Origin of the sequence: Pseudomonas sp. S49 (assembly GCF_009866785.1) — a bacterium.
Taxonomy (GTDB): domain Bacteria; phylum Pseudomonadota; class Gammaproteobacteria; order Pseudomonadales; family Pseudomonadaceae; genus Aquipseudomonas.
In genome coordinates this window covers 4588465-4609760 of sequence record NZ_CP019432.1, presented here as the reverse complement: position 1 = coordinate 4609760, position 21296 = coordinate 4588465, and the positions used below count along the sequence as shown (strand labels likewise).

The following is a 21296-nucleotide window of genomic DNA, read 5'->3' as shown; positions in this document are numbered from 1 at the left end:
TTCACTTCTAGAATTCAGGAATTTTCTGATCCATGGGCAAATCGCTGGTCATTGTGGAATCCCCGGCTAAGGCCAAGACCATCAACAAGTATCTGGGTAACCAATACGTGGTGAAGTCGAGTATCGGCCATATCCGAGACCTGCCCACCAGCGGTTCGGCTAGCGCCAGCAAAGAGCCAGCCGCCAAGCGCGGCAAGGCTGCTGCGGGCGAAGGTCCGGTGCTCTCGCCGAAAGAGAAAGCGCGCAAGCAGCTGGTCTCGCGTATGGGTGTCGATCCCGATCATGGCTGGAAAGCCAAGTACGAGATCCTCCCGGGTAAAGAGAAGGTCATCGAAGAGCTGCGCCGGCTCGCCAAAGATGCTGACACCATCTATCTCGCAACCGACTTGGATCGCGAGGGGGAAGCCATTGCCTGGCACCTGCGCGAAGCCATCGGTGGTGACGACAGCCGCTACAAGCGCGTGGTGTTCAACGAAATCACCAAGAAGGCGATTCAGGAAGCCTTCTCGGAGCCGGGCGAGCTGGACATCGATCGTGTCAACGCACAGCAGGCGCGTCGTTTCCTTGACCGCGTTGTGGGTTACATGGTCTCGCCGCTGCTGTGGGCGAAGATCGCTCGTGGCCTTTCTGCCGGTCGTGTGCAATCGGTAGCCGTGAAGCTGGTGGTTGAGCGTGAGCGCGAAATTCGTGCGTTCAACCCGGAAGAGTACTGGGAAGTGCATGCCGATCTCGGCACCGCCAAAGGCTCGACCGTGCGTTTCGAAGTAGCTCGCGAGAAAGGCGAAGCCTTCAAGCCGCTCAACGAAGCCCAGGCCATGGCTGCGCTGGAGAAGCTCAAGTCTTCCAGCTACAGCATCGTCAAGCGCGAAGACAAGCCGACCAGCAGCAAGCCTTCGGCGCCATTCATCACGTCGACCCTGCAACAGGCTGCGAGTAACCGCCTGGGCTTCGGCGTGAAGAAAACCATGATGATGGCCCAGCGTCTGTACGAAGCTGGCTACATCACTTACATGCGTACCGACTCGACCAACCTTTCGGCTGATGCCGTGGCGATGGCGCGCACCTACATCGAAGACGAGTTCGGCAAGAAGTACCTGCCGGAAACGCCGAACGTCTACAGCAGCAAAGAAGGCGCGCAAGAGGCTCACGAAGCGATCCGTCCTTCCGACGCCAACACCACGCCGAGCAAGCTCGCAGGCATGGAGCGTGACGCTGAGCGCCTCTACGAGCTGATCTGGCGTCAGTTCCTCGCTTGCCAGATGCTGCCGGCGCAATACCTGTCGACCACTGTCAGCGTCGGCGCTGGCGACTTCGAGCTGCGCGCCAAGGGCCGTATCCTCAAGTTCGACGGTTACACCCGCGTTATGCCGCAAATTGCCAAGCCAGGCGACGACGACGTTCTGCCTGATATGGCGCAGGGCGACGTGATGAAGCTGATCAAGCTTGATCCATCGCAGCACTTCACCAAGCCGCCGGCGCGTTACTCGGAAGCCAGCCTGGTTAAAGAAATGGAAAAACGTGGCATCGGTCGTCCTTCGACTTACGCTGCGATCATTTCGACCATTCAGGATCGCGGCTACGTGACTCTGCACAACCGTCGTTTCTACTCGGAAAAGATGGGCGACATCGTTACCGAGCGTCTGTCGGAAAGCTTCTCCAACCTCATGGACTACGGCTTCACTGCCGGCATGGAAGAGAACCTCGATGACGTGGCACAGGGTGAGCGCGACTGGAAAAGCGTGCTGGACGAGTTCTACGGCGATTTCAAAAAGAAACTCGAAGTAGCCGAAAACCCTGAAAGCGGCATGCGCGCCAATCAGCCGGTCATGACCGACATTCCGTGCACGACCTGTGGGCGTCCGATGCAGATTCGGACTGCGTCGACCGGCGTGTTCCTCGGTTGCTCAGGCTACAGCCTGCCGCCGAAAGAACGCTGCAAAGCCACCGTCAACCTGGTGCCGGGCGACGAGATCGCTGCGGACGATGAGGGTGAGTCGGAGTCTCTGGTTTTGCGCGGCAAGCATCGTTGCCCGATCTGCAGCACGGCGATGGACGCTTATCTGCTCGACGAGAAGCGCAAGCTGCACATCTGCGGTAACAACCCGGATTGTGCTGGCTACGAAATCGAAGAGGGCAGCTATCGCATCAAGGGCTACGAAGGTCCGAGCCTGGAATGCGACAAGTGTGGCAGCGAGATGCAGCTCAAGACTGGCCGTTTCGGCAAGTTCTTCGGTTGCACCAACCCTGAGTGCAAGAACACCCGCAAACTGCTGAAAAGCGGTGATGCAGCGCCGCCGAAGATGGATCCGGTGAAGATGCCTGAGCTGAAATGCGAAAAGGTCAACGACACTTACATCCTACGTGACGGGGCCTCTGGTCTGTTCCTGGCTGCCAGCCAGTTCCCGAAAAACCGTGAGACCCGTGCTCCGCTGGTGATCGAGATTGTGCCGCACAAGGACGAAATCGATCCGAAGTACCACTTCCTCTGCGACGCGCCTAAGAAGGATCCTGATGGTCTGCCAGCGGTCATCCGCTACAGCCGCAAGACCAAGGAGCAGTACGTGCAGACCGAAGTCGACGGCAAGCCTACCGGTTGGAAGGCGTACTTCGACGGTGGCAAGTGGACGGTTGAAGACAAGCGTGCGAAGGCCAAAGCTGAGTAAGCGTTAGTCCGACACTGAAAGGCCGCATGAGAACCCTTGGGTTTTCATGCGGCCTTTTTGTTTTGTGCTTGCGGTGGGATCGGCTGATCCACGACACTGTCCGGCCTGTGTGAAGCAATTATTTCGTTGTGGAGAGCGCCGTCATGGCTCACGAACTCTATACCCGCACCAACCAGAAGATCTATTTCGCCGGCCTGTCGCTCGAAGCCTTGGCTCGCGCTGAAGAGGGGCGGGCGATGAATTCTCTGGCGTTGATTCAGGCTGGGCGTGAATCGGCGCTGTTTCACCTGTACGGTGCCTTGCTGGGGCTTTGTCATGAGATCGCGGGTTTCTATCGTCTGCCGCAGGCCAATGCGCCGCGGGCCGAGATGCTGCTGACGCGTGAAGTGCTGGAGTCGATTGCGATTCCCGAACTGGCCGAAATGGTTGAGTTGGCGGGCAATTCTGAAACCTGGTTGGCAAAACTGCTGGCAGCGCATTCGGCGCTGTTTCAACCGCCACGAGTGCCGCACAAGCCGAAGGGTGATGTGACGCAACCGTTGATTCAGGCGATTAATCTGGATGAAGAAGAAGCGCCAGAAGAGTTGAGTCGAGAGGAGCTGGAGAGCTGGCGGCAGAACTTGAAAGGTCTGGCGATACGTTTCCGCGAAGGCTTGAACGAGTGCTGAGGGCGATTGACACGGTGGCAATCTGAAACATGCTGCTGGTCAAGATCCCGAGCGAAGCCTGAATGATGTCTATATAATCCCTGCCTTTCGTGGAGAACAGACCTTTATGCCAACGTCCTTTCTAGAAATTGTCGAGTTACCCGACGGCCGAATTGAGCTGCGCAGGGCCGAGGACGAGGGTTCTCTGGTGACGCTGGATTTCTCCGAGGATGCCAAGGCGTTCCTGCAAGGTCAGCATGTGGAGATCGCCAAGGCGATGTTAAGCGTCGGCGTGCAAATGGCCGGTCGCATGGTCGAAGGCGAGTTTGATAAGGAAGAGGGGCCGCGGGTTCTTCATTGATCCCCGTCTTTTTCTTTTAGCGTTACTGCTTCAGATCGGCTTCTCTGTCCCTGGAGAAGCCCTGCGCTTCACACAGCGCATGTTGTCAGCCAATCAACCCAAACGAATGTTCAGGCTCTGAGCGTCGCCCGTGCGTGCGGCGCTGATCAGTTGTTGCCGCGAATTCGCGCTCAGCGGGTTGAGCCAGGTGACGACGGTGTGACTGCGACCCAATCGTAGAGCTTCGCATGCCAGTTGCTGAGCGCTTTGAGCGCCTCTTGGTTGCAGCAGCAGAATACGCTCGCGATTCAAGCCGGCATCCCGCAGCCATGTCTGGGTCAGACTTGCAGGAGGCGCTATCAGCGTCAGCCAGCGCGCGTCCTGATCTTCACTGAGTTCGCGAAGGATCGGGGCTAGCAGGTTCAGGCAGTTCCCGGCAGCACCCCGCAGTGACAGCTCACTGAATACTTCGGGTTCGGCATTCCATGGGCGCTCGACGACCTCTTTCAGGATCGGCGCCATCGGTTGCGCCAGAAACGCTTCGAATAAAGGCAGTTGTGTTTGCTGAGGGGTGTGTGGGAACTGCATAAAGCCTCCTTTAGCGGCGGATTACGCCGACACTCAAACCTTCGATCACCAGTTCCTGATCTTTCAGGTCGACTTCGATAGGGGCGAACTCAGGGTTTTCGGCAATCAGCCAGACCTTGCTGCCTTCACGCTTGAAGCGTTTGACGGTCACTTCATCGCCGATGCGGGCGACGACGACCTGGCCATTACGCGCCTCGCGGGTGGTGTGCACGGCAAGGAGGTCACCGTCGAAAATGCCGATGTCCTTCATGCTCATGCCGTGCACGCGCAACAGATAGTCGGCGCGCGGATGGAAGAAGGCCGGGTTGATATTGCAGGATTCTTCGATGTGCTGCTGGGCGAGGATTGGCGCGCCGGCAGCGACCCGGCCAATGATCGGCAGGGTGGAGTCGTCGGCCTTGGCTTCGAAGCCGGGAATGCGAATACCGCGAGAAGCGCCAGGGGTCATCTCGATGGCACCTTTGCGGGCCAGTGCCTTGAGATGTTCTTCAGCCGCGTTCGGCGACTTGAAGCCCAGTTCCTGAGCGATTTCCGCACGGGTTGGCGGATAACCGTTGTCTTCGAGGCAACGTTTGATAAAGGCCAGAATCTCGGCTTGGCGTGGCGTCAGCTTTAGCATATTGATCGCTCTGTCTTTTTATACAGTGACTGGGATTATATACAGTGAAGCGCCCTTGGCAATGCCCGTTTTTTTGTCGGCCGCCAGACGGTCGGCAGCCTTGCTTATTAATGCATCGGTCTTGTGTGGTTAAATAGCTGACCGACCATTCCCAAAACGAACCGGCAGGCTTGACAAGGCACAGGCTGAAACGTATGTTTCAAACAAGTGTTTGTCAGGCGGAGTAGCCATGGCCCAGTCGGAAACCGTTGAACGCATTCTTGATGCTGCCGAGCAGTTGTTCGCGGAGAAAGGTTTCGCTGAAACCTCATTGCGTTTGATCACCAGCAAGGCTGGCGTCAACCTGGCAGCAGTGAACTATCATTTCGGTTCGAAGAAAGCCCTGATCCAGGCGGTTTTTTCGCGCTTCCTCGGGCCGTTCTGCATCAGTCTCGATAAAGAGCTGGAGCGGCGTCAGGCCAAGCCTGAAAACAAGCCAACCCTAGAAGAGCTGCTGGAAATCCTTGTCGAACAGGCTCTCGTGGTTCAGCCACGCAGCGGCAACGACCTGTCGATCTTCATGCGTTTGCTCGGCCTCGCGTTCAGCCAGAGCCAGGGCCACTTGCGTCGTTATCTGGAAGACATGTACGGCAAGGTTTTCCGTCGCTACATGTTGCTGGTCAACGAAGCCGCACCACGCATTCCGCCGATCGAGCTGTTCTGGCGCGTGCACTTCATGCTCGGTGCTGCCGCGTTCAGCATGTCCGGGATCAAGGCTTTGCGGGCGATCGCCGAGACGGATTTCGGCGTCAACACCTCCATCGAGCAAGTGATGCGCCTGATGGTGCCGTTCCTCGCTGCCGGCATGCGTGCCGAGACCGGTGTCACCGACGCGGCGATGGCTACTGCACAACTGCGTCCGCGCAGCAAATCAACGCCGGTCGCCGCCAAGGTTTAACCGCGCACGGGTGGGCGTGGCAGCTTGTATCCGCTAAGCTAGCCGCCCATGCCGACTCACGTTCTGAACCCGATCCTCATAGAAATTGCCGACCTGCCGAGCATGGCTCACGGTAGCGATTTCCTGCGGGTCGGGTTTTTCGTTTTCAAGGAATCTCTATGACTGCTGGCCTGCAAGGCTCGTTGATGGTGGACGTCGCCGGTACCTGGCTGACGGCTGAAGATCGCCAATTGTTGCGTCAGCCCGAAGTGGGCGGCCTGATCATTTTCGCGCGCAACATTGAGCATCCGCGCCAGGTGCGTGAGCTCAGTGCGTCGATTCGCGCGATTCGTCCGGATCTGCTGTTGGCAGTGGATCAAGAGGGTGGTCGCGTGCAGCGTCTGCGTCAGGGCTTCGTGCGTCTGCCGGCCATGCGCGCCATCGCCGACAACCCGAATGCTGAATACCTCGCCGAGCAATGCGGCTGGATCATGGCCACCGAAGTGCTGGCGGTCGGGCTCGACCTGAGCTTCGCCCCGGTGCTCGATCTGGATTATCAACGCAGTGCAGTCGTTGGCACCCGTTCGTTCGAAGGTGATCCCGAGCGTGCGGCACTGCTCGCCGGTGCATTCATTCGCGGCATGAACAGCGCCGGCATGGCTGCGACCGGTAAGCATTTCCCCGGCCACGGCTGGGCAGAAGCGGATTCCCACGTCGCGATCCCGAACGACGAGCGCAGCCTCGACGAGATCCGCGCCAACGACCTCGTGCCATTCGCCAAGCTCAGCAAGCAACTGGCCGCGATCATGCCGGCGCACGTCATCTATCCGCAGGTGGATTCGCAGCCTGCCGGTTTTTCCCGGCGTTGGCTCCAAGATATCCTGCGCGGCGAATTGCAATTCGACGGCGTGATCTTCAGCGACGATCTGTCGATGGCCGGCGCCCACGTGGTTGGCGATGCCGCCAGCCGCATCGAAGCCGCTTTGACTGCCGGTTGCGACATGGGCCTGGTGTGCAACGACCGCGCCGCTGCCGAACTGGCCCTGAGCGCCGCACAACGCATGAAGGTCAAGCCGTCCGCGCGCATCGCGCGCATGCGCGGCCAGGCATTCGCCAGTACTGATTACCGGCAGGATCCGCGCTGGCTCACCGCCATCGGCGCGCTCAAAGACGCTCAATTGATCGATTAAGGATTTTGCTATGACGGTTTACGCAATCATCGGTGGCACCGGCCTGACCCAGCTCGAAGGCTTGACCATTCGCCAATCGCTGGCGGTGGACACGCCCTACGGCGCGCCATCGGCCGACGTGCAAATTGGCGAATACGCCGGCAAGGAAGTGCTGTTCCTCGCCCGTCATGGCCACCCGCATCGTTTTCCGCCGCACAAGGTCAACTATCGCGCCAACCTGTGGGCGCTGAAGCAGGCGGGTGCCGAGGCAATCATCGCGGTGAACGCCGTGGGCGGGATCCATTCGGCCATGGGCACCGGGCACTTCTGCGTGCCGCACCAGATCGTCGACTACACCAGCGGCCGCGAGCACACCTTTTTCGCCGATGATCTGGAGCACGTCACCCACATCGACTTCAGCTTTCCCTACAGCGAACCGCTGCGTCAGCAATTGATCGCCGCTGTGGCCGCCGAAGGTTGCGAGTACAGCGATCAGGGCGTGTATGCCTGCACCCAGGGCCCGCGTCTGGAAACGGTCGCCGAGATCGTGCGTCTTGAGCGTGATGGCTGTGACATCGTCGGCATGACCGGTATGCCGGAAGCGGCACTGGCCCGCGAGCTGGATCTGGATTATGCCTGTCTGGCACTGGTGGTGAACCCGGCAGCGGGCAAGACCACCGAAGTGATCACCATGGCCGAGATCGAGCAGGCCTTGCATGACGGCATGGGCAAGGTGAAGTCTTCATTGGCGCGGGTGTTGGCCGGCTAAGGGCTGCCCATGAGCATTTTCATCGAACAGCTCAAGTCGTTGGCCTGGACTCAGGCATTCAGTAGCAAGGCGCTGGCCAAGGCTCGCGCTTATGCCGCCGAGGACCGGGTAGAGATCATTGAGATCAATGACAAAAAGATCGAGGCGTTCTGCGTCGGTTCGGAAAATCAGGCGTATGAACAAAGCATTTACCTGTCCGAAGATCGGCTGGGTTCCGTCAACTTGCGTTGCCTGTGCAGCTGTCCTGTCGTAATCGACTGCAAGCACTGCGCTGCGGTGCTCTATCACCTGCAGGGCAGTGCTGATGATGCGTCTGAAAGTGACGCACAGATCCCTTTGGGGCGGGCGCTGGAGCATTGGCTTTCGACCATTCCCGTGCCGGCCAAGCCTGCTGAAGAAGGCGCGCAAACCGCAGGCACGCGCCTGTTTTACAAGCTCAAGCCAACGCCTGTGAGCGGCAAGTGGCTGCTCGATATTTTCAAGGTTTCCCAGCTCAAGAGCGGCGAGTTACGCGAAGTCAAACCGATGTATTCGCTAGCGGAAATGCTCATGCGTCAGCCCGGCTACCTGTCCGAGCTGGATCTGCGCGTTGCCAGGCTGCTGGTTGCCATGCACTCTCACCACGCCTATTACAGCGGCTATCCGCTGGAAGGCAGCAGCGGCGCCGAACTGCTGGAAATGCTCCTGCGCACCTCGCGGCTGTTCCTCGATTTCGAGGATCTGCGACCGTTGGTGCCGGGCGCGAAGCGCATCGGTCAGTTCGCCTGGGCCGAGCAGGCCGACGGCGGTTTCCGCGCGCAGTGGAGCAGTGCCGAGGCTGCGCAGGAAACTGTGCTGGCGCTGGAGCCGCTTTATTACCTGGATCGTGAACAGCGGCAGATTGGCCCTCTGTTCAATGAGCTGGAAGAAAAACTGGCCAGCCATTTGACTCTGGCGCCGGACATTCCGGCGCGTCAGGCCATGCAGTTCAGCCATCGCATGAGCGCCGCGACGAGAATCCCGCCGCCACACCAACTGACCGAACGAGTCATCGACGACGTACTTCCGCAGCCGCAACTCACCCTCGTCAGCGGTCGGGAGCGCTCGCGCTGGGAGTACATTCTTGAGCACCGCGCCGCTCTGGTGTTTACCTACAACGGCCAGCCGACGGTGGATCGCAACCCGGAAGTAATGATCCTCAACGGTACCGAAACCCAGCGCATTCAACGCCAGCCTGCGGTGGAAAAGAAACTGCGCCAGATCCTGCAAAAGCTCGGTTTCAAAAAAGCCACGCGCAAGAGCTCGCTGGATCGTCCCGGCGAGATGTTCACGTTGCCGGATGATTCCGCCTGGCTCGGGTTTATGCACGAAGGGCTTGCCACGTTGCGCGCCTCGAACTGGGAAGTGGAGATGAGTCCCGGCTTTCATTTCAATGTGCAACCGGTTGAGCATTGGTACGCCGAGGTCGAAGAAGAGGCTGGGCATCAGTGGTTTGACTTGCAGTTGGGTATCGTCGTCAATGGCCAGCGCTATAGTTTGCTACCAATCCTTCTGCACTTGTTGCGCACCCAGCCGCGCTTGCTTGACCCGGTCAATCTGGCACAACGCAGCGATGACGAAAAACTCCTGATCGAACTGAAACCCAGCGGTTTTGGTGACTCTTCGGGCGCCAAGGTCGCGCTGCCGCTGAGTCGGGTCAAGCCGCTGATGGCCACGCTGGGCGAGTTGTACTTGGGCGGTCATCAGGGCGATGCACTGCGCTTGAGTGTCCCGGACGCCGCGCGCTTGAGTATGCTCGATGGCGTGCCGCTGGATTGGCAGGGGGGCGAGCGGCTGCGCACCTTTGCCAAGCGCCTGCAGAATTCCAGTCACTCCCACGTCGCTGCGCCGGCCGGCCTTAACGCGCAACTGCGCCCGTATCAGCTCGAAGGGCTGAACTGGATGCAGACCCTGCGCGAGCTTGAGGTCGGCGGCATTCTGGGCGATGACATGGGGCTGGGCAAAACGCTGCAAACCCTGGCGCATCTGCTCACGGAAAAACACGCCGGTCGCCTCGATTGCCCGGCTCTGGCGGTGATGCCGACCAGCCTGATTCCCAACTGGCTCGACGAGGCCGAGCGTTTCACCCCTCAGTTGAAAGTATTGGCGCTGCACGGCACGGGGCGGCAAAAGGATTTCGCCAATCTGGCTGAGTACGATCTGGTGCTGACCACTTACGCGTTGCTGCCAAGGGATTTGGAGACCTTGCAGCCGCAGACGTGGAGCGTGCTGATTCTCGACGAAGCGCAGAACATCAAAAACCCGATCAGTAAAGCGGCGCAAGCGGCCCGTGACCTGCAGGCCCGCCAGCGCTTGTGCCTGAGCGGCACGCCATTGGAAAACCACCTGGGCGAGCTTTGGTCGCAGTTTCATTTCCTCATGCCCGGTTGGCTCGGCGACAGCAAATCCTTCAATCGCGATTACCGCACGCCAATCGAGAAGCACGGCAATGTTCAGCGCATGCAGCACCTGACAGCGCGCATCAAGCCGTTTTTGCTGCGTCGCAAAAAGGACCAGGTCGCCCCCGAGTTGCCACCGAAAACCGAAATTGTCCATTGGGTGGATCTCAGCGACGGCCAGCGCGACGTCTATGAAACCGTTCGCGTGGCGATGGACAAAAAAGTCCGCGACGAAATAGCCCGCAGTGGCGTGGCGCGCAGTCAGATCATCATTCTCGATGCCTTGCTCAAGCTGCGTCAGGTCTGTTGCGACTTGCGCCTGATCAACATGCCGCTGACGGCGAAGGCGCTGCGCTCCGGCAGTGGCAAGCTGGTGAGCTTGATGGAGATGCTCGAAGAGCTGCTCGGCGAAGGTCGCAGGATTCTGCTGTTCTCGCAGTTCACCTCAATGCTCGCCTTGATCGAGGAAGAATTGCGGCAACGTGACATTGCCTATTCGCTGCTGACCGGTGACACCACGGATCGACGCACGCCGGTGAAGGATTTCCAGGGCGGCAAGGTGCCGTTGTTTCTGATCAGTCTGAAGGCCGGGGGGACCGGTTTGAACCTGACCGCTGCGGACACAGTGATCCACTTCGACCCTTGGTGGAACCCGGCGGTGGAGAATCAGGCAACCGATCGTGCGTATCGAATCGGGCAAAACAACCCGGTGTTCGTTTACAAGCTGATCGCTCGCGGCACGGTAGAGGAAAAAATACAGGCGTTGCAGCAGGAGAAAGCCGCGCTGGCCGGGGCGGTGCTTGAAGGCGGGACGACGGGTGGCTGGAAGCTGGAGCAGAGTGACATCGAGGCGCTGTTTGCGCCGTTGCCGGTTTCCAAGGATTGAGCTTGGGTTTTAACCGTTAGACCGAGGCGCCCTATTCGCGAGCAGGCTCGCTCCCACATGGGAAATGCATTCCAACTGTGGGAGCGAGCCTGCTCGCGAAAGCTATTTAACAGGCGACAAATATCTCAACGCTTGTCGAGCTTGTCCGGTAACGGCGCAAACAGCGCTTCGATATCATCACTCTGCAACTTCCAGTCTCCGGCCTTACGCCCATCCAGCACGCCTGCCGCCAAGTCGGATTTTTCCTTTTGCAGGTGCTGAATCTTCTCTTCCACCGTGCCCCGGGCAATCATCTTGTAGACAAACACCGGCTTTTCCTGGCCGATCCGGTACGCGCGATCGGTTGCCTGATTTTCCGTCGCCGGGTTCCACCACGGATCGTAGTGAATCACCGTATCCGCCTCAGTCAGGTTCAAGCCGACGCCACCAGCCTTCAGGCTGATGAGAAAGATCTGACGCTTGCCGCTCTGGAATTCCTTCACCGGCGTGCGTCGATCACGGGTCTGGCCGGTCAGTAGCGCGTAGGACACGTTACGTTTTTTCAGCTCTTCCTCGATCAACGACAGCATCGACGTGAATTGCGAGAACAGCAGAATCCTGCGTCCTTCCTCGAACAACTCCTCAAGCATTTCCATCAGGCTGTCGAGCTTGCCCGAGGTGCTGCCGCGAGCGGGCAGGGTGGCGTCGTTGACCAGGCGCAGATCGCAGCAAACCTGACGCAGCTTGAGCAGCGCCTCAAGAATGATGATCTGACTGCGCGCCACGCCTTTGCGGGTGATTTCGTCGCGGACTTTCTTGTCCATCGCCAGGCGCATGGTTTCGTACACATCACGCTGCGCTTCGTTGAGATCGACCCAATGGATGATCTCGGTTTTCGGCGGCAACTCGGTAGCCACCTGTTCCTTGGTCCGGCGCAGCAGAAACGGTTTTATCCTACCGTTCAAGTGCTGAAGTCTGACTTCGCTGCCGCGCTTTTCAATCGGCACGCGGTAATCGGCATTGAAGCTTTTCACGTCGCCGAGCCAGCCCGGCAGCAGGAAGTGAAACAGTGACCACAGCTCGCCCAAGTGGTTTTCCAGCGGTGTACCGCTGAGGCACAGGCGCTGGCGCGCATTCAACTCGCGAGCCGCTTGTGCGGCTTTGCTGTTGGGGTTCTTGATGTACTGCGCCTCGTCCAGCACCAACACATGCAGCGGCTGCTTGGCCAGACGCTCGACGTCTTTGGGCAGCAGTGCGTAAGTGGTGAGGATCAGGTCGTAATCCGCCAGATTGTCGAAGTGCTTTTTGCGAGTGGCGCCGTACAGCGCGACCACTTTCAGTTGCGGCGTGAAGTGCGCCGCCTCATCCAGCCAGTTCGGAATCAGGCTGGTCGGCATCACCACCATGCACGGCCGATCCAGGCGTCCAGCGTTCTTCTCGCTGAGAATATGCGCCAGGGTCTGTAGGGTTTTACCCAGCCCCATGTCATCCGCGAGAATCCCGCCGACTTCCAGTTGCCGCAGCGATTGCATCCAGCTCAAACCTTCGAGCTGATAAGGGCGCAGCGTCGCATTCAAGCCTTCCGGCGCTTCAACGCTGAAATCACGAATGTCGCGCAGGCGTTGAGCGAACGTGCGGATCTGCTCACCGCCCTCCCACAGCAGCGGCAGGCCTTCCAGCGAATTGAGGCGCGTGGCGTCGGCCTTGCTCAGGCGCAGGGTGGTTTCGCCCGGCTCCTGCAAATAGAACTCGCCGAGCGTCATCAATACCGGCTTCAGCCGACCCAGTGGCAACGCCACCTGCAGTGGCCCGTGCTCAATGTTGCGTTGCGGGACGTTGACCAGAATCAGCTCGTCATCGCGGCGGCGCGCGAGGCGTTCCGGGTTGAGGATTTCCGCGTGTGAGCGCATCAGGTTGAGCAGAATCGGCAGCAGACTGAGGCGCTCACCGTTGACGATGATCCCCAGCTCCAGATCAAACCAGTCGCGATCCGGCACCTGTTCGACCGTGGCATACCAGTCATCCACGGCGGTCAGATCGAAGCCGAATTCCTCATCGATCTGCAGCTCCCAACCTTGGCTGCGCAGCTTCGGCAGTTCGTTGAGGGTGAACGTCAGCCAGGCGCTGTCATTGACCATCTCGTAGAGCTCGCCGGCACTTTCCGGCAGCGCTTTGCTCTGTCGCGTGGCGATGCGAAAGCCGAGGATTCTTAACTGTTCGCGGTAGGACTGTTCGACTTCCGGGTGACGTTTTATCCGCAGCGTCTGGGTTTCCTGACGAATCAGGATGTCGCTGTTCTTCTGCCCGCTGACGTATTCGTCGAGATAGCTGAACGACAGCGCCGCACGATGCTGGATGTAGCGCTGCATCTTGCCGTTGCGCGGTTCGAAAGCGCTGAACTCGACGCTGGCCAGCCACAGGCGCGGCATCGGCTGCACATTGTCGACCAGCACTTGCGGCGGTGCTTTCGGGCCACGGTTTTCCAGCACGGCCTGGAGTTTCTCCAGCAGCTCGGCGTCTTTGGCGGCGGCGGGGTAGTCGAGGGTTTCCTGGACTTTCAGTAAAACAGCGGCGCAGTGTTTGCAGTTGGTGCGCACCGGGCAGGTGCAGCCAGCGTCCACCAGCAACAAAGTGCCTTTGGCTGACTCGCGAAGATGAATGGTCTGACGGTAAACGTTACCGCCAGAGCCTTCGCAACTGGCGGTAATCGTTGCATCGCCGACCTGGGCGATACGTACCCGGTTTTCCAGGGCGTAGCGGCGGCCACGCTCCAGGCTCTGTTCCTTGAATCGGCTGACCCATGAGGGCGCCAACGGTTTACTCAGCGGCGGGTTCATAAGGACTTCGATCAGTCCGGAATCGCTTCAGGCGCTTCCCGTGGCGCAGGCGCGGTCAGGGAAGTGATCTTGATCAGCAGGGCCAGATGGCCGTTGTCGAGATAGTTGAGCTGGCCATTCTTGGTGTGGCTGTCCTGCTTCAGGCGCTCACTGGCGGTGACCAGGCCATTGGCGTCGATCTGATTGACCCAGAAGTCGGCGTTCACATCGGTGAAGCGCCCGAGCTTCATCTCCAGCGTGCCCTCGATCGGGAACTGACCGAATTGCTCCTGGCCGTCGCTGACCGCGACTTTGGCTGGCGTCTCACCGAGGGTTTGCTGCCAGGCCTTGTGCATCAAGACTGTGTAGTCGCCGCTGGCGGTGAGCTTGGTGACGACGTCATTCAGCGCAGGTGTGCGCTGGCTGTCATCGGCCAGGCGCTGGGCGCCAGCGGCCCAGTCTTCCGGCGCGGCACGGCTGACGATCGCCGGCACGGCGTTCTGGCGGACCAGAATCATTTCGACCTGATACAGGTCATCGGCGAAAACCGAGGGTGCTGACACTGTTATCAAAAGCGAGATCAGCAACAAAGTCAGCGAACGAAACAGGCGCATTGGGCGTCCTTCAAACAGTTTTCGGGAGAAGGCGCTCAAACAGCGCCTCTACAGTATTAAAGCGCTCTTCCGGACGTTCCATCGGTACCTGGAACTTGAACATCGTCGCACCTTCGAATTTGTAGCGTTTTGGCTGGCTCTGGATCAGCTTGATCAGCGTCATCGGATCGACCGGCGTCTGGGCTTCGAACTCGATACGTCCACCTTGCGGGCCGCCATCGACCTTCTTGATGCCCAACTGCTCGGCCTGCAACTTCAATGCAGTGATGCGCACCAGATTTTTCGTCGGTTCCGGCAGCAGACCGAAACGGTCGATCATCTCGACTTGCAGATCCTTCAGGCCTTCCTCGTCGGTGGCCGAGGCAATGCGCTTGTACAGAATCAGGCGCGCGTGAACGTCCGGCAGATAGTCTTCCGGAATCAGCGCCGGCACCCGCAGGTTGACTTCCGGGCCACCGCCCAGCGGTTGATCAAGGTTCGGTTGCTCGCCCTTGCGGATCGATTTCACCGCGCGCTCAAGCATTTCCATATACAGCGTGAAACCGACGGCTTGAATCTGCCCGCTCTGGCCATCGCCAAGCAACTCGCCGGCACCACGGATTTCCAGGTCGTTGGTCGCGAGCACGAAACCGGCGCCGAGATCCTGCGTATTGGCAATCGCTTCCAGACGCTTTTCCGCGTCCGAAGTGATTTGCTGGCGCGGCGGCGTCAGCAGGTAAGCGTAAGCCTGGTGGTGACTACGGCCAACGCGACCGCGCAACTGGTGCAGTTGCGCCAGACCGAACTTGTCGGCGCGCTCGATGATGATGGTGTTGGCGCTCGGCACGTCGATGCCGGTCTCGATGATGGTCGAGGCGATCAGCACGTTGAAGCGCTTGTGATAGAAGTCGCTCATCACCTGTTCGAGTTCGCGCTCGCGCATCTGCCCGTGGCCGATGCCGATACGCGCTTCCGGCACCAGTTCGGCGAGATCGGCGGCGCACTTCTCGATGGTTTTCACATCGTTGTGCAGGTAGTACACCTGACCGCCGCGCAGCAGTTCGCGGAGCAGGGCCTCTTTGACCGTGCTCTTGTTCTGCTCCATGACGAAGGTGCGCACCGACAGGCGTCGCGCCGGCGGCGTGGCGATGATCGACAGGTCGCGCATGCCCGACACCGCCATGTTCAACGTGCGCGGAATCGGCGTGGCGGTCAGGGTCAGAATGTCGACTTCACTGCGCAGGGCCTTGAGCTGTTCTTTCTGACGGACACCGAAGCGGTGTTCTTCGTCGATGATCACCAGCCCGAGGTTTTTGATTTTTACATCGTCGGACAGCAGCTTGTGCGTGCCGATGACGATGTCGATCTTGCCTTCCGCGAGATCGGCGATCGCCGCATTCACTTCCTTGGCCGACTTGAAGCGGCTCATCACTTCCACAGTCACCGGCCAGTCGGCGAAGCGATCACGGAAGCTGTTGTAGTGCTGCTGGGCGAGCAGGGTGGTCGGTACCAGAATCGCCACTTGACGACCGCCATGCACAGCGATGAAGGCGGCGCGCATGGCCACTTCGGTCTTGCCGAAACCGACGTCACCGCAGACCAGTCGATCCATCGGTTTCGGCGCGAGCATGTCTTCGCGCACGGCTTCGATGGTCGATTGCTGATCCGGGGTTTCTTCGAACGGGAAACCGGCGCTGAACGTTGCGTAATCGGCTTTCGGGTCGGCAAATGCGTAGCCTTCGCGAGCGGCACGACGGGCGTAGATGTCGAGCAATTCAGCGGCAACATCGCGTACCTGTTCGGCGGCTTTGCGTTTGGCTTTCTGCCAGGTCTCGGAGCCGAGGCGGTGTAGCGGGGCCAGGGCGTCGTCGCTGCCGGTGTAGCGTGCGATCAGATGCAGGTTGGCCACCGGTACGTAAAGCTTGGCGTTCTCGGCGTATTCGAGGGTGAGGAATTCGGCTGCCTGATTGTCGATTTCCAGAATGGTCAGGCCCAGATAACGGCCGACACCGTGATCGATGTGCACCACCGGCGCGCCTTCGCGCAGTTCGGTGAGGTTCTTGATCACCGCGTCATTGCTGACGTCACTGCGTTTCTCGCGACGACGACGTTGCATCACGCGCTGGCCGAACAGCGGACTTTCCGCGACCAGTGCCAGCGCCGGGTCATCCAGCAGCAGGCCTTCGTCGAGCGGGGCAATGGTGATCGCCAGACGATCCTTGCTCGCGACGAAGTCCGGCCAGCTGTCGACGGTTTTCGGCCGCAGCTTCAAACGTTCGAGCAACTCCAGCAGCACTTCGCGACGGCCAGCGGATTCGGCGGTGAACAGCACGCGGCCGGGGAATTCATCGAGGAAGGCGGAAAGCGCGGCCAGCGGTTGCGTGGCTTTGGCTTCAATCGCCAGATTCGGCAGTGCTTGTGCGGGAAAGCGCTCACGACCGACGCCGGTTTCCACGTCTTGCTGGCTGGCGACCACACGTGGCCAGCTCTTCAAGCGAGCGAAGCAATCTTCCACCGGCAGGAACAATTCCGCCGGTGGCAATAATGGACGTGAAGGATCGACGCGACGTTCTTCGTAACGATTGCGCACGTCGTTCCAGAAATTCTCCGCTGCTTGCTCGATGCCCGGCAACGAGAACACTTGGGTGTCTTGCGGCAGATAATCGAACAGGGTCGAGGTTTCGTCGAAGAACAGCGGCAGGTAGTACTCGATGCCGGCCGGGGTAATCCCGCTGCTCAGATCCTGAAAGATCGGGCAGCGACGGAAGTCGACGTCGAAACGCTCGCGGAAGCGCGCCTTGAAGCGGGTCACCGCGTCTTTTTGCAGTGGAAACTCGCGGGCCGGCAGCAGCTTGACCGATTCGACCTTGTCGATGGAACGCTGGTTTTCCGGATCGAAGGTGCGCAGGGTTTCGATTTCGTCATCGAACAGGTCGATGCGATACGGCAACTTGCTGCCCATCGGGAACAGGTCGATCAGCGCACCGCGCACGGTGAACTCACCGTGCTCATAAACCGTGTCGACGTAGCGATAGCCACTGGCTTCGAGTCGCGAACGCATCTGTTCAACGTCGAGTTTCTGGCCGACATCCAGTACCAGACTGCTGCCGAGCAGAAACTTGGTCGGCGCCAAGCGGTGCAACGCTGTGGTGATCGGCACCACCAGCACGCCATGTGCCAGCTCGGGCAGCCTGTATAAGCTGGCGATGCGCTGGGAAATGATGTCCTGGTGCGGCGAGAACAGGTCGTACGGCAGGGTTTCCCAGTCAGGGAAATGCAGAACGGGCAAATCCGGGGCGAAGAAACTCAGCTCCTGTTCCAGTCGTTCAGCGCTCTGGCTGTCGGCGGTCAGTAGCAGGGTGAAGCGCTTGGCAGCGCTGGCAGCCTCGGCAATCGCCAGGCTGAGGGCAGCACCGGGCAAATTGCCCCAATGCTGTTTACCTGCCTCGGCAGGGAGTAGCGGTAGACGCAGAACGGGCACGGAAGGTTGAGCTCCAGGCTTTGCGACAAAGTCGGTAATTGTAGCGGCGTCGGGTGCCGCCTGTCAGTTGCAGACTACGTCTATCTTCGCTGTTTGGACGAAATGTAGTGGTAACCATAAAAAGCAGGCGTTTTTTTGTGGTTATGTAGTGCCGAAAGTGGCTGGTGTTACGGAGGGTTACAGACATCGTCTAACAGTCGTCGAAAAATTGACTGCGCTGAAAGCCCCGGTTTTACTGGGCTTGAGAGGGGCGTAATTTTTTTGAACGGAATTTTGTTACCGATTTCGCGACAAGCGCGCATTGCTACAGGAGGTTGTCAGCGGCATAATGTAGCCCCTTTTTTCTGCCCCTACATGTGGAAGGTTACCGTGACTCAGAAGCCCGACCAGTGTCTTGGTGAATGGATCGACCGTGAAGCACTCGCAGAAGCGATGATTCCGCTTATCGGTCAGCTCTACCGCAATAACAACGTGGTGAGCTCGATCTATGGCCGCAGCCTGATCAACCAGTCTGTCATCGCGATTCTCAAAGCTCACCGCTTTGCTCGCCACCGTTCTTCCGACGACAGCGAACTCTCCGTCCACGAAACATTCCCACTGCTCAAAGCCATGAGCGAGCTCAAGCTCGGCGCGGCTTCGGTGGATCTGGGCAAGTTGGCGTTCAAATTCCGCAACGAAGGCAATGGCCGCAGCGCCGAGCAATTCGTTCGTGAAGAAATGGCTGACGTGGTTGGCCAGCAAAACGCTTCCGCACGTAAAGGCACTGACGTTGTGCTGTACGGCTTCGGTCGTATCGGCCGTCTGCTGGCGCGCATCCTGATCGAAAAAACCGGTGGTGGCGACGGCCTGCGTCTGCGTGCCATCGTCGTGCGCAAAGGCGCCGAAAACGACCTGACCAAACGCGCCAGCCTGCTGCGTCGCGATTCGGTACACGGTTCGTTCAACGGCACCATTACCATCGACGAAGAAAACAACACCATCACCGCCAACGGTAACCTGATCCAGGTGATCTACGCGAAGAACCCGACTGAAGTGGATTACACCCAGTACGGCATCAAAGACGCGCTGCTGGTGGACAACACCGGTGTATGGCGTGACGCCGATGGCCTGGGTCAGCACTTGCAGTGCCCGGGTATCGACCGCGTTGTTCTGACCGCGCCTGGCAAGGGCAAGCTGAAGAACATCGTTCACGGTATCAACCACGGTGAAATCACCGCTGAAGACAAGATCGTGTCCGCCGCTTCCTGCACCACCAACGCCATCGTGCCGGTGCTGAAAGCTGTCAACGACAAGTTCGGCATCATCAACGGTCACGTCGAAACCGTTCACTCGTACACCAACGACCAGAACCTGATCGACAACTTCCACAAGGGCGATCGCCGTGGTCGTAGCGCCGCGCTGAACATGGTGATCACCGAGACCGGTGCTGCCACCGCTGCTGCCAAGGCCCTGCCTGAGCTGGCTGGCAAGCTGACCGGTAACGCGATCCGTGTTCCAACGCCGAACGTGTCGATGGCCATTCTCAACCTCAACCTTGAGAAAGCCGCCACCCGTGAAGAGATGAACGAGTACCTGCGCTACATGGCGCTGCACTCCGATCTGCACAAGCAAATCGACTTCGTCAATTCGCAGGAAGTGGTTTCGACCGACTTCGTTGGTTCGCGCCACGCCGGTGTGGTCGACGCTGAAGCGACCATCGTTCAGGACAACCGCGTTGTTCTGTACGTCTGGTACGACAACGAGTTCGGTTACAGCTGCCAGGTGATCCGCGTGATGGAAGACATGGCTGATGTGAATCCGCCAGCGTTCCCGCGCTAAGCGATAGCTGCACATGAAAACGCCCCGGCTTTGGTCGGGGCGTTTTTGTTTGTGTGCCTTTTAGAGCTGTGTTGTCAGTACCGGCCCCTTCGCGAGCAGGCTCGCTCCCACACTGGATCTGTGTCGCTTAGAAAATCCCCTGTGGGAGCGAGCCTGCTCGCGAAAGCGTTCTATCGAGCGCCGCCGGGCACGGCCGCTTGCGCAGTACGTAACTCGTGCTTATTGCCCCGGAACAACACCAGCGTCGCAATCAGCCCCAACACCGCCGCGCCACTGAGCCAGATCCCCGGCGCAGCCTTGTTATCCAGCACATGAATCAGATACGTGCACGCCGCCGGGGTAAACCCGCCGAAGGTTGCCGTTGCCAGGCTGTAAGCCAGCGAGAACCCGGTCGTACGCACTTCCACCGGCATGATCTCGGTCAGTGCCACCACCATCGCGCCGTTGTACGAGCCGTACAGGAACGACAACCACAATTCGACGATCAGCAAATGGCTGAAGCTCGGGTTCGCCACCAGCCACGACAGCGCCGGATAGGCAGTGAGGATCGCCAGAATCGTCGCCGCCAGCAGTAGGGGTTTACGTCCGATCTTGTCAGACACTGCACCCATCACCGGCAACCAGAAGAAGTTCGACAGACCAATACACACCGTCACCAGCAGCGCATCGAAGTCCGACAGGTGCAGCTCAGCCTTACCGAAGGTCGGGGTGTACGCGGTGATCAGGTAGAAAGACACCGTGGTCATCACCACCAGCGCCATACCGGCGATGACGATGCCAAAGTTCTGACCGATCGAGCGGACAATTTCCCGCAGGGTAGGGCGATGTTTCCTGGCCTGGAACTCCGGTGTTTCCTCCAGTGAACGGCGAATGACGAAGATTACCGGCACAATCATGCAGCCGATCAGGAACGGCACGCGCCAGCCCCAATCGCCCATTTGTTCCGGGCTCAGCCAATGGTTGAGGCCGACGCCGAGCAATCCGGCGAAGACCACCGCCGCTTGCTGACTCGCAGACTGCCAACTGACGAAGAAGCCCTTGCGGCCCGGTGTGGCAATCTCAGCCAGATACACCGACACGCCACCCAGCTCCACGCCGGCCGAGAAGCCTTGCAGCAAACGGCCAAACAGTACGAGCAGCGGTGCGGCGACGCCGAGGGTGGCGTAGCCCGGCACGCAGGCAATCAGCACTGTACCGGCAGCCATCAGCGCGAGGGTGATGATCAGTCCTTGGCGACGACCATGGCGGTCAATGTAGGCGCCGAGGAAAATCGCTCCCAGCGGACGCATCAGGAAGCCAGCGCCAAAGGTCGCCAGCGCCAGCATCAGAGAAGCGAAGGCGCTGTCAGTCGGGAAGAAGGTTTTGGCGATGGCCGTGGCGTAAAAGCCATAGACCATGAAGTCGAACATTTCGAGGAAGTTGCCGCTGACAACGCGAAAGATCGCTTTGCCTTTGCCCGTGGTGGAGGACATGTTCAGGTACTCACTATTGGATTTTGTATAAAGATGTTGCAGATCCTTTAATTCATAATGGCCGTCGCGGTTTTGCAGGGAGATGAATAATTGTTCACTGGACGATGGCTTTGGCTTGTGGTG

Annotated in this window: 14 protein-coding genes; 8 read left to right on the top strand and 6 right to left on the bottom strand. The window is 59.3% G+C overall.

The features are described from left to right. Positions 1 to 32: 32 nt before the first annotated feature. The 3 genes from topA to PspS49_RS20170 all read left to right on the top strand — a co-directional run bounded on the left by topA (position 33) and on the right by PspS49_RS20170 (position 3671). Complete coding sequence (gene topA, locus PspS49_RS20180) at positions 33 to 2663, top strand: type I DNA topoisomerase (protein ID WP_160041217.1); 2631 nt, start codon at positions 33 to 35, stop codon at positions 2661 to 2663. Positions 2664 to 2806: 143 nt separating this feature from the next. Beyond that, a complete protein-coding gene (locus tag PspS49_RS20175) occupies positions 2807 to 3331 on the top strand; it encodes a DUF6586 family protein (protein ID WP_007910470.1) in 525 nt (174 codons plus the stop codon). Between the two features lie 106 nt (positions 3332 to 3437). Beyond that, a complete protein-coding gene (locus tag PspS49_RS20170) occupies positions 3438 to 3671 on the top strand; it encodes a hypothetical protein (protein ID WP_003226592.1) in 234 nt (77 codons plus the stop codon). A 93-nt stretch (positions 3672 to 3764) separates the two neighbouring features. On the opposite strand, the gene sulA is transcribed toward PspS49_RS20170, so the two are convergent. Together sulA and lexA are read right to left on the bottom strand one after the other, a co-directional pair. Continuing rightward, positions 3765 to 4238 carry an SOS-induced cell division inhibitor SulA gene (gene sulA / locus PspS49_RS20165; RefSeq protein WP_150751290.1) on the bottom strand — a complete coding sequence of 158 codons (474 nt, stop codon included), beginning with the start codon at positions 4236 to 4238 and terminating at the stop codon, positions 3765 to 3767. Between the two features lie 10 nt (positions 4239 to 4248). Then, entirely contained in the window at positions 4249 to 4857 is a 609-nt protein-coding gene (gene lexA, locus PspS49_RS20160; RefSeq protein WP_003226590.1) for a transcriptional repressor LexA, read from the bottom strand. Positions 4858 to 5086: 229 nt separating this feature from the next. Here lexA and PspS49_RS20155 point away from each other — a divergent pair, with 229 nt between their 5' ends. The 4 genes from PspS49_RS20155 (at position 5087) to PspS49_RS20140 (ending at position 11014) form a co-directional block, all read left to right on the top strand. Continuing rightward, positions 5087 to 5794: a TetR/AcrR family transcriptional regulator gene (locus PspS49_RS20155; RefSeq protein WP_007910473.1), complete on the top strand. Its 708-nt coding sequence runs from the start codon at positions 5087 to 5089 to the stop codon at positions 5792 to 5794. Between the two features lie 158 nt (positions 5795 to 5952). Further along, the gene (nagZ, locus tag PspS49_RS20150) at positions 5953 to 6963 is read left to right on the top strand and encodes a beta-N-acetylhexosaminidase (protein ID WP_007910482.1); all 1011 of its coding nucleotides are present in this window, start codon (positions 5953 to 5955) and stop codon (positions 6961 to 6963) included. A 10-nt stretch (positions 6964 to 6973) separates the two neighbouring features. After that, positions 6974 to 7711 carry an S-methyl-5'-thioinosine phosphorylase gene (locus PspS49_RS20145; protein ID WP_160041215.1) on the top strand — a complete coding sequence of 246 codons (738 nt, stop codon included), beginning with the start codon at positions 6974 to 6976 and terminating at the stop codon, positions 7709 to 7711. Between the two features lie 9 nt (positions 7712 to 7720). Then, complete coding sequence (locus tag PspS49_RS20140) at positions 7721 to 11014, top strand: DEAD/DEAH box helicase (RefSeq protein WP_160041213.1); 3294 nt, start codon at positions 7721 to 7723, stop codon at positions 11012 to 11014. Between the two features lie 125 nt (positions 11015 to 11139). On the opposite strand, the gene PspS49_RS20135 is transcribed toward PspS49_RS20140, so the two are convergent. The 3 genes from PspS49_RS20135 to mfd are packed head-to-tail and all read right to left on the bottom strand — an operon-like array spanning position 11140 to position 17883. Further along, entirely contained in the window at positions 11140 to 13830 is a 2691-nt protein-coding gene (locus PspS49_RS20135; protein ID WP_160041211.1) for a DEAD/DEAH box helicase, read from the bottom strand. An 11-nt stretch (positions 13831 to 13841) separates the two neighbouring features. Further along, entirely contained in the window at positions 13842 to 14423 is a 582-nt protein-coding gene (locus tag PspS49_RS20130) for a CsiV family protein (protein WP_160041209.1), read from the bottom strand. Positions 14424 to 14433: 10 nt separating this feature from the next. Further along, positions 14434 to 17883 (bottom strand): transcription-repair coupling factor, encoded by a 3450-nt coding sequence (gene mfd / locus PspS49_RS20125; RefSeq protein ID WP_160041207.1) that lies wholly within the window; start codon positions 17881 to 17883, stop codon positions 14434 to 14436. A 354-nt stretch (positions 17884 to 18237) separates the two neighbouring features. Between mfd and PspS49_RS20120 the strand changes: the two genes are divergently transcribed. After that, complete coding sequence (locus PspS49_RS20120; protein ID WP_160041205.1) at positions 18238 to 19701, top strand: glyceraldehyde-3-phosphate dehydrogenase; 1464 nt, start codon at positions 18238 to 18240, stop codon at positions 19699 to 19701. 170 nt (positions 19702 to 19871) lie between these two features. On the opposite strand, the gene PspS49_RS20115 is transcribed toward PspS49_RS20120, so the two are convergent. Beyond that, entirely contained in the window at positions 19872 to 21173 is a 1302-nt protein-coding gene (locus PspS49_RS20115; protein ID WP_160041203.1) for an MFS transporter, read from the bottom strand. Positions 21174 to 21296: the final 123 nt, after the last annotated feature.

Excerpts from the sequence above, each read along its gene's own strand:
- PspS49_RS20135 (WP_160041211.1), bottom strand. The coding sequence starts at position 13,830 with ATGAACCCGCCGCTGAGTAAACCGTTGGCGCCCTCATGGGTCAGCCGA.
- PspS49_RS20115 (WP_160041203.1), bottom strand. The coding sequence starts at position 21,173 with ATGTCCTCCACCACGGGCAAAGGCAAAGCGATCTTTCGCGTTGTCAGC.
- PspS49_RS20170 (WP_003226592.1), top strand. The coding sequence starts at position 3,438 with ATGCCAACGTCCTTTCTAGAAATTGTCGAGTTACCCGACGGCCGAATT.
- PspS49_RS20175 (WP_007910470.1), top strand. The coding sequence starts at position 2,807 with ATGGCTCACGAACTCTATACCCGCACCAACCAGAAGATCTATTTCGCC.
- PspS49_RS20120 (WP_160041205.1), top strand. The coding sequence starts at position 18,238 with ATGTGGAAGGTTACCGTGACTCAGAAGCCCGACCAGTGTCTTGGTGAA.
- nagZ (WP_007910482.1), top strand. The coding sequence starts at position 5,953 with ATGACTGCTGGCCTGCAAGGCTCGTTGATGGTGGACGTCGCCGGTACC.
- PspS49_RS20140 (WP_160041213.1), top strand. The coding sequence starts at position 7,721 with ATGAGCATTTTCATCGAACAGCTCAAGTCGTTGGCCTGGACTCAGGCA.
- sulA (WP_150751290.1), bottom strand. The coding sequence starts at position 4,238 with ATGCAGTTCCCACACACCCCTCAGCAAACACAACTGCCTTTATTCGAA.
- lexA (WP_003226590.1), bottom strand. The coding sequence starts at position 4,857 with ATGCTAAAGCTGACGCCACGCCAAGCCGAGATTCTGGCCTTTATCAAA.
- PspS49_RS20130 (WP_160041209.1), bottom strand. The coding sequence starts at position 14,423 with ATGCGCCTGTTTCGTTCGCTGACTTTGTTGCTGATCTCGCTTTTGATA.
- PspS49_RS20145 (WP_160041215.1), top strand. The coding sequence starts at position 6,974 with ATGACGGTTTACGCAATCATCGGTGGCACCGGCCTGACCCAGCTCGAA.
- topA (WP_160041217.1), top strand. The coding sequence starts at position 33 with ATGGGCAAATCGCTGGTCATTGTGGAATCCCCGGCTAAGGCCAAGACC.
- PspS49_RS20155 (WP_007910473.1), top strand. The coding sequence starts at position 5,087 with ATGGCCCAGTCGGAAACCGTTGAACGCATTCTTGATGCTGCCGAGCAG.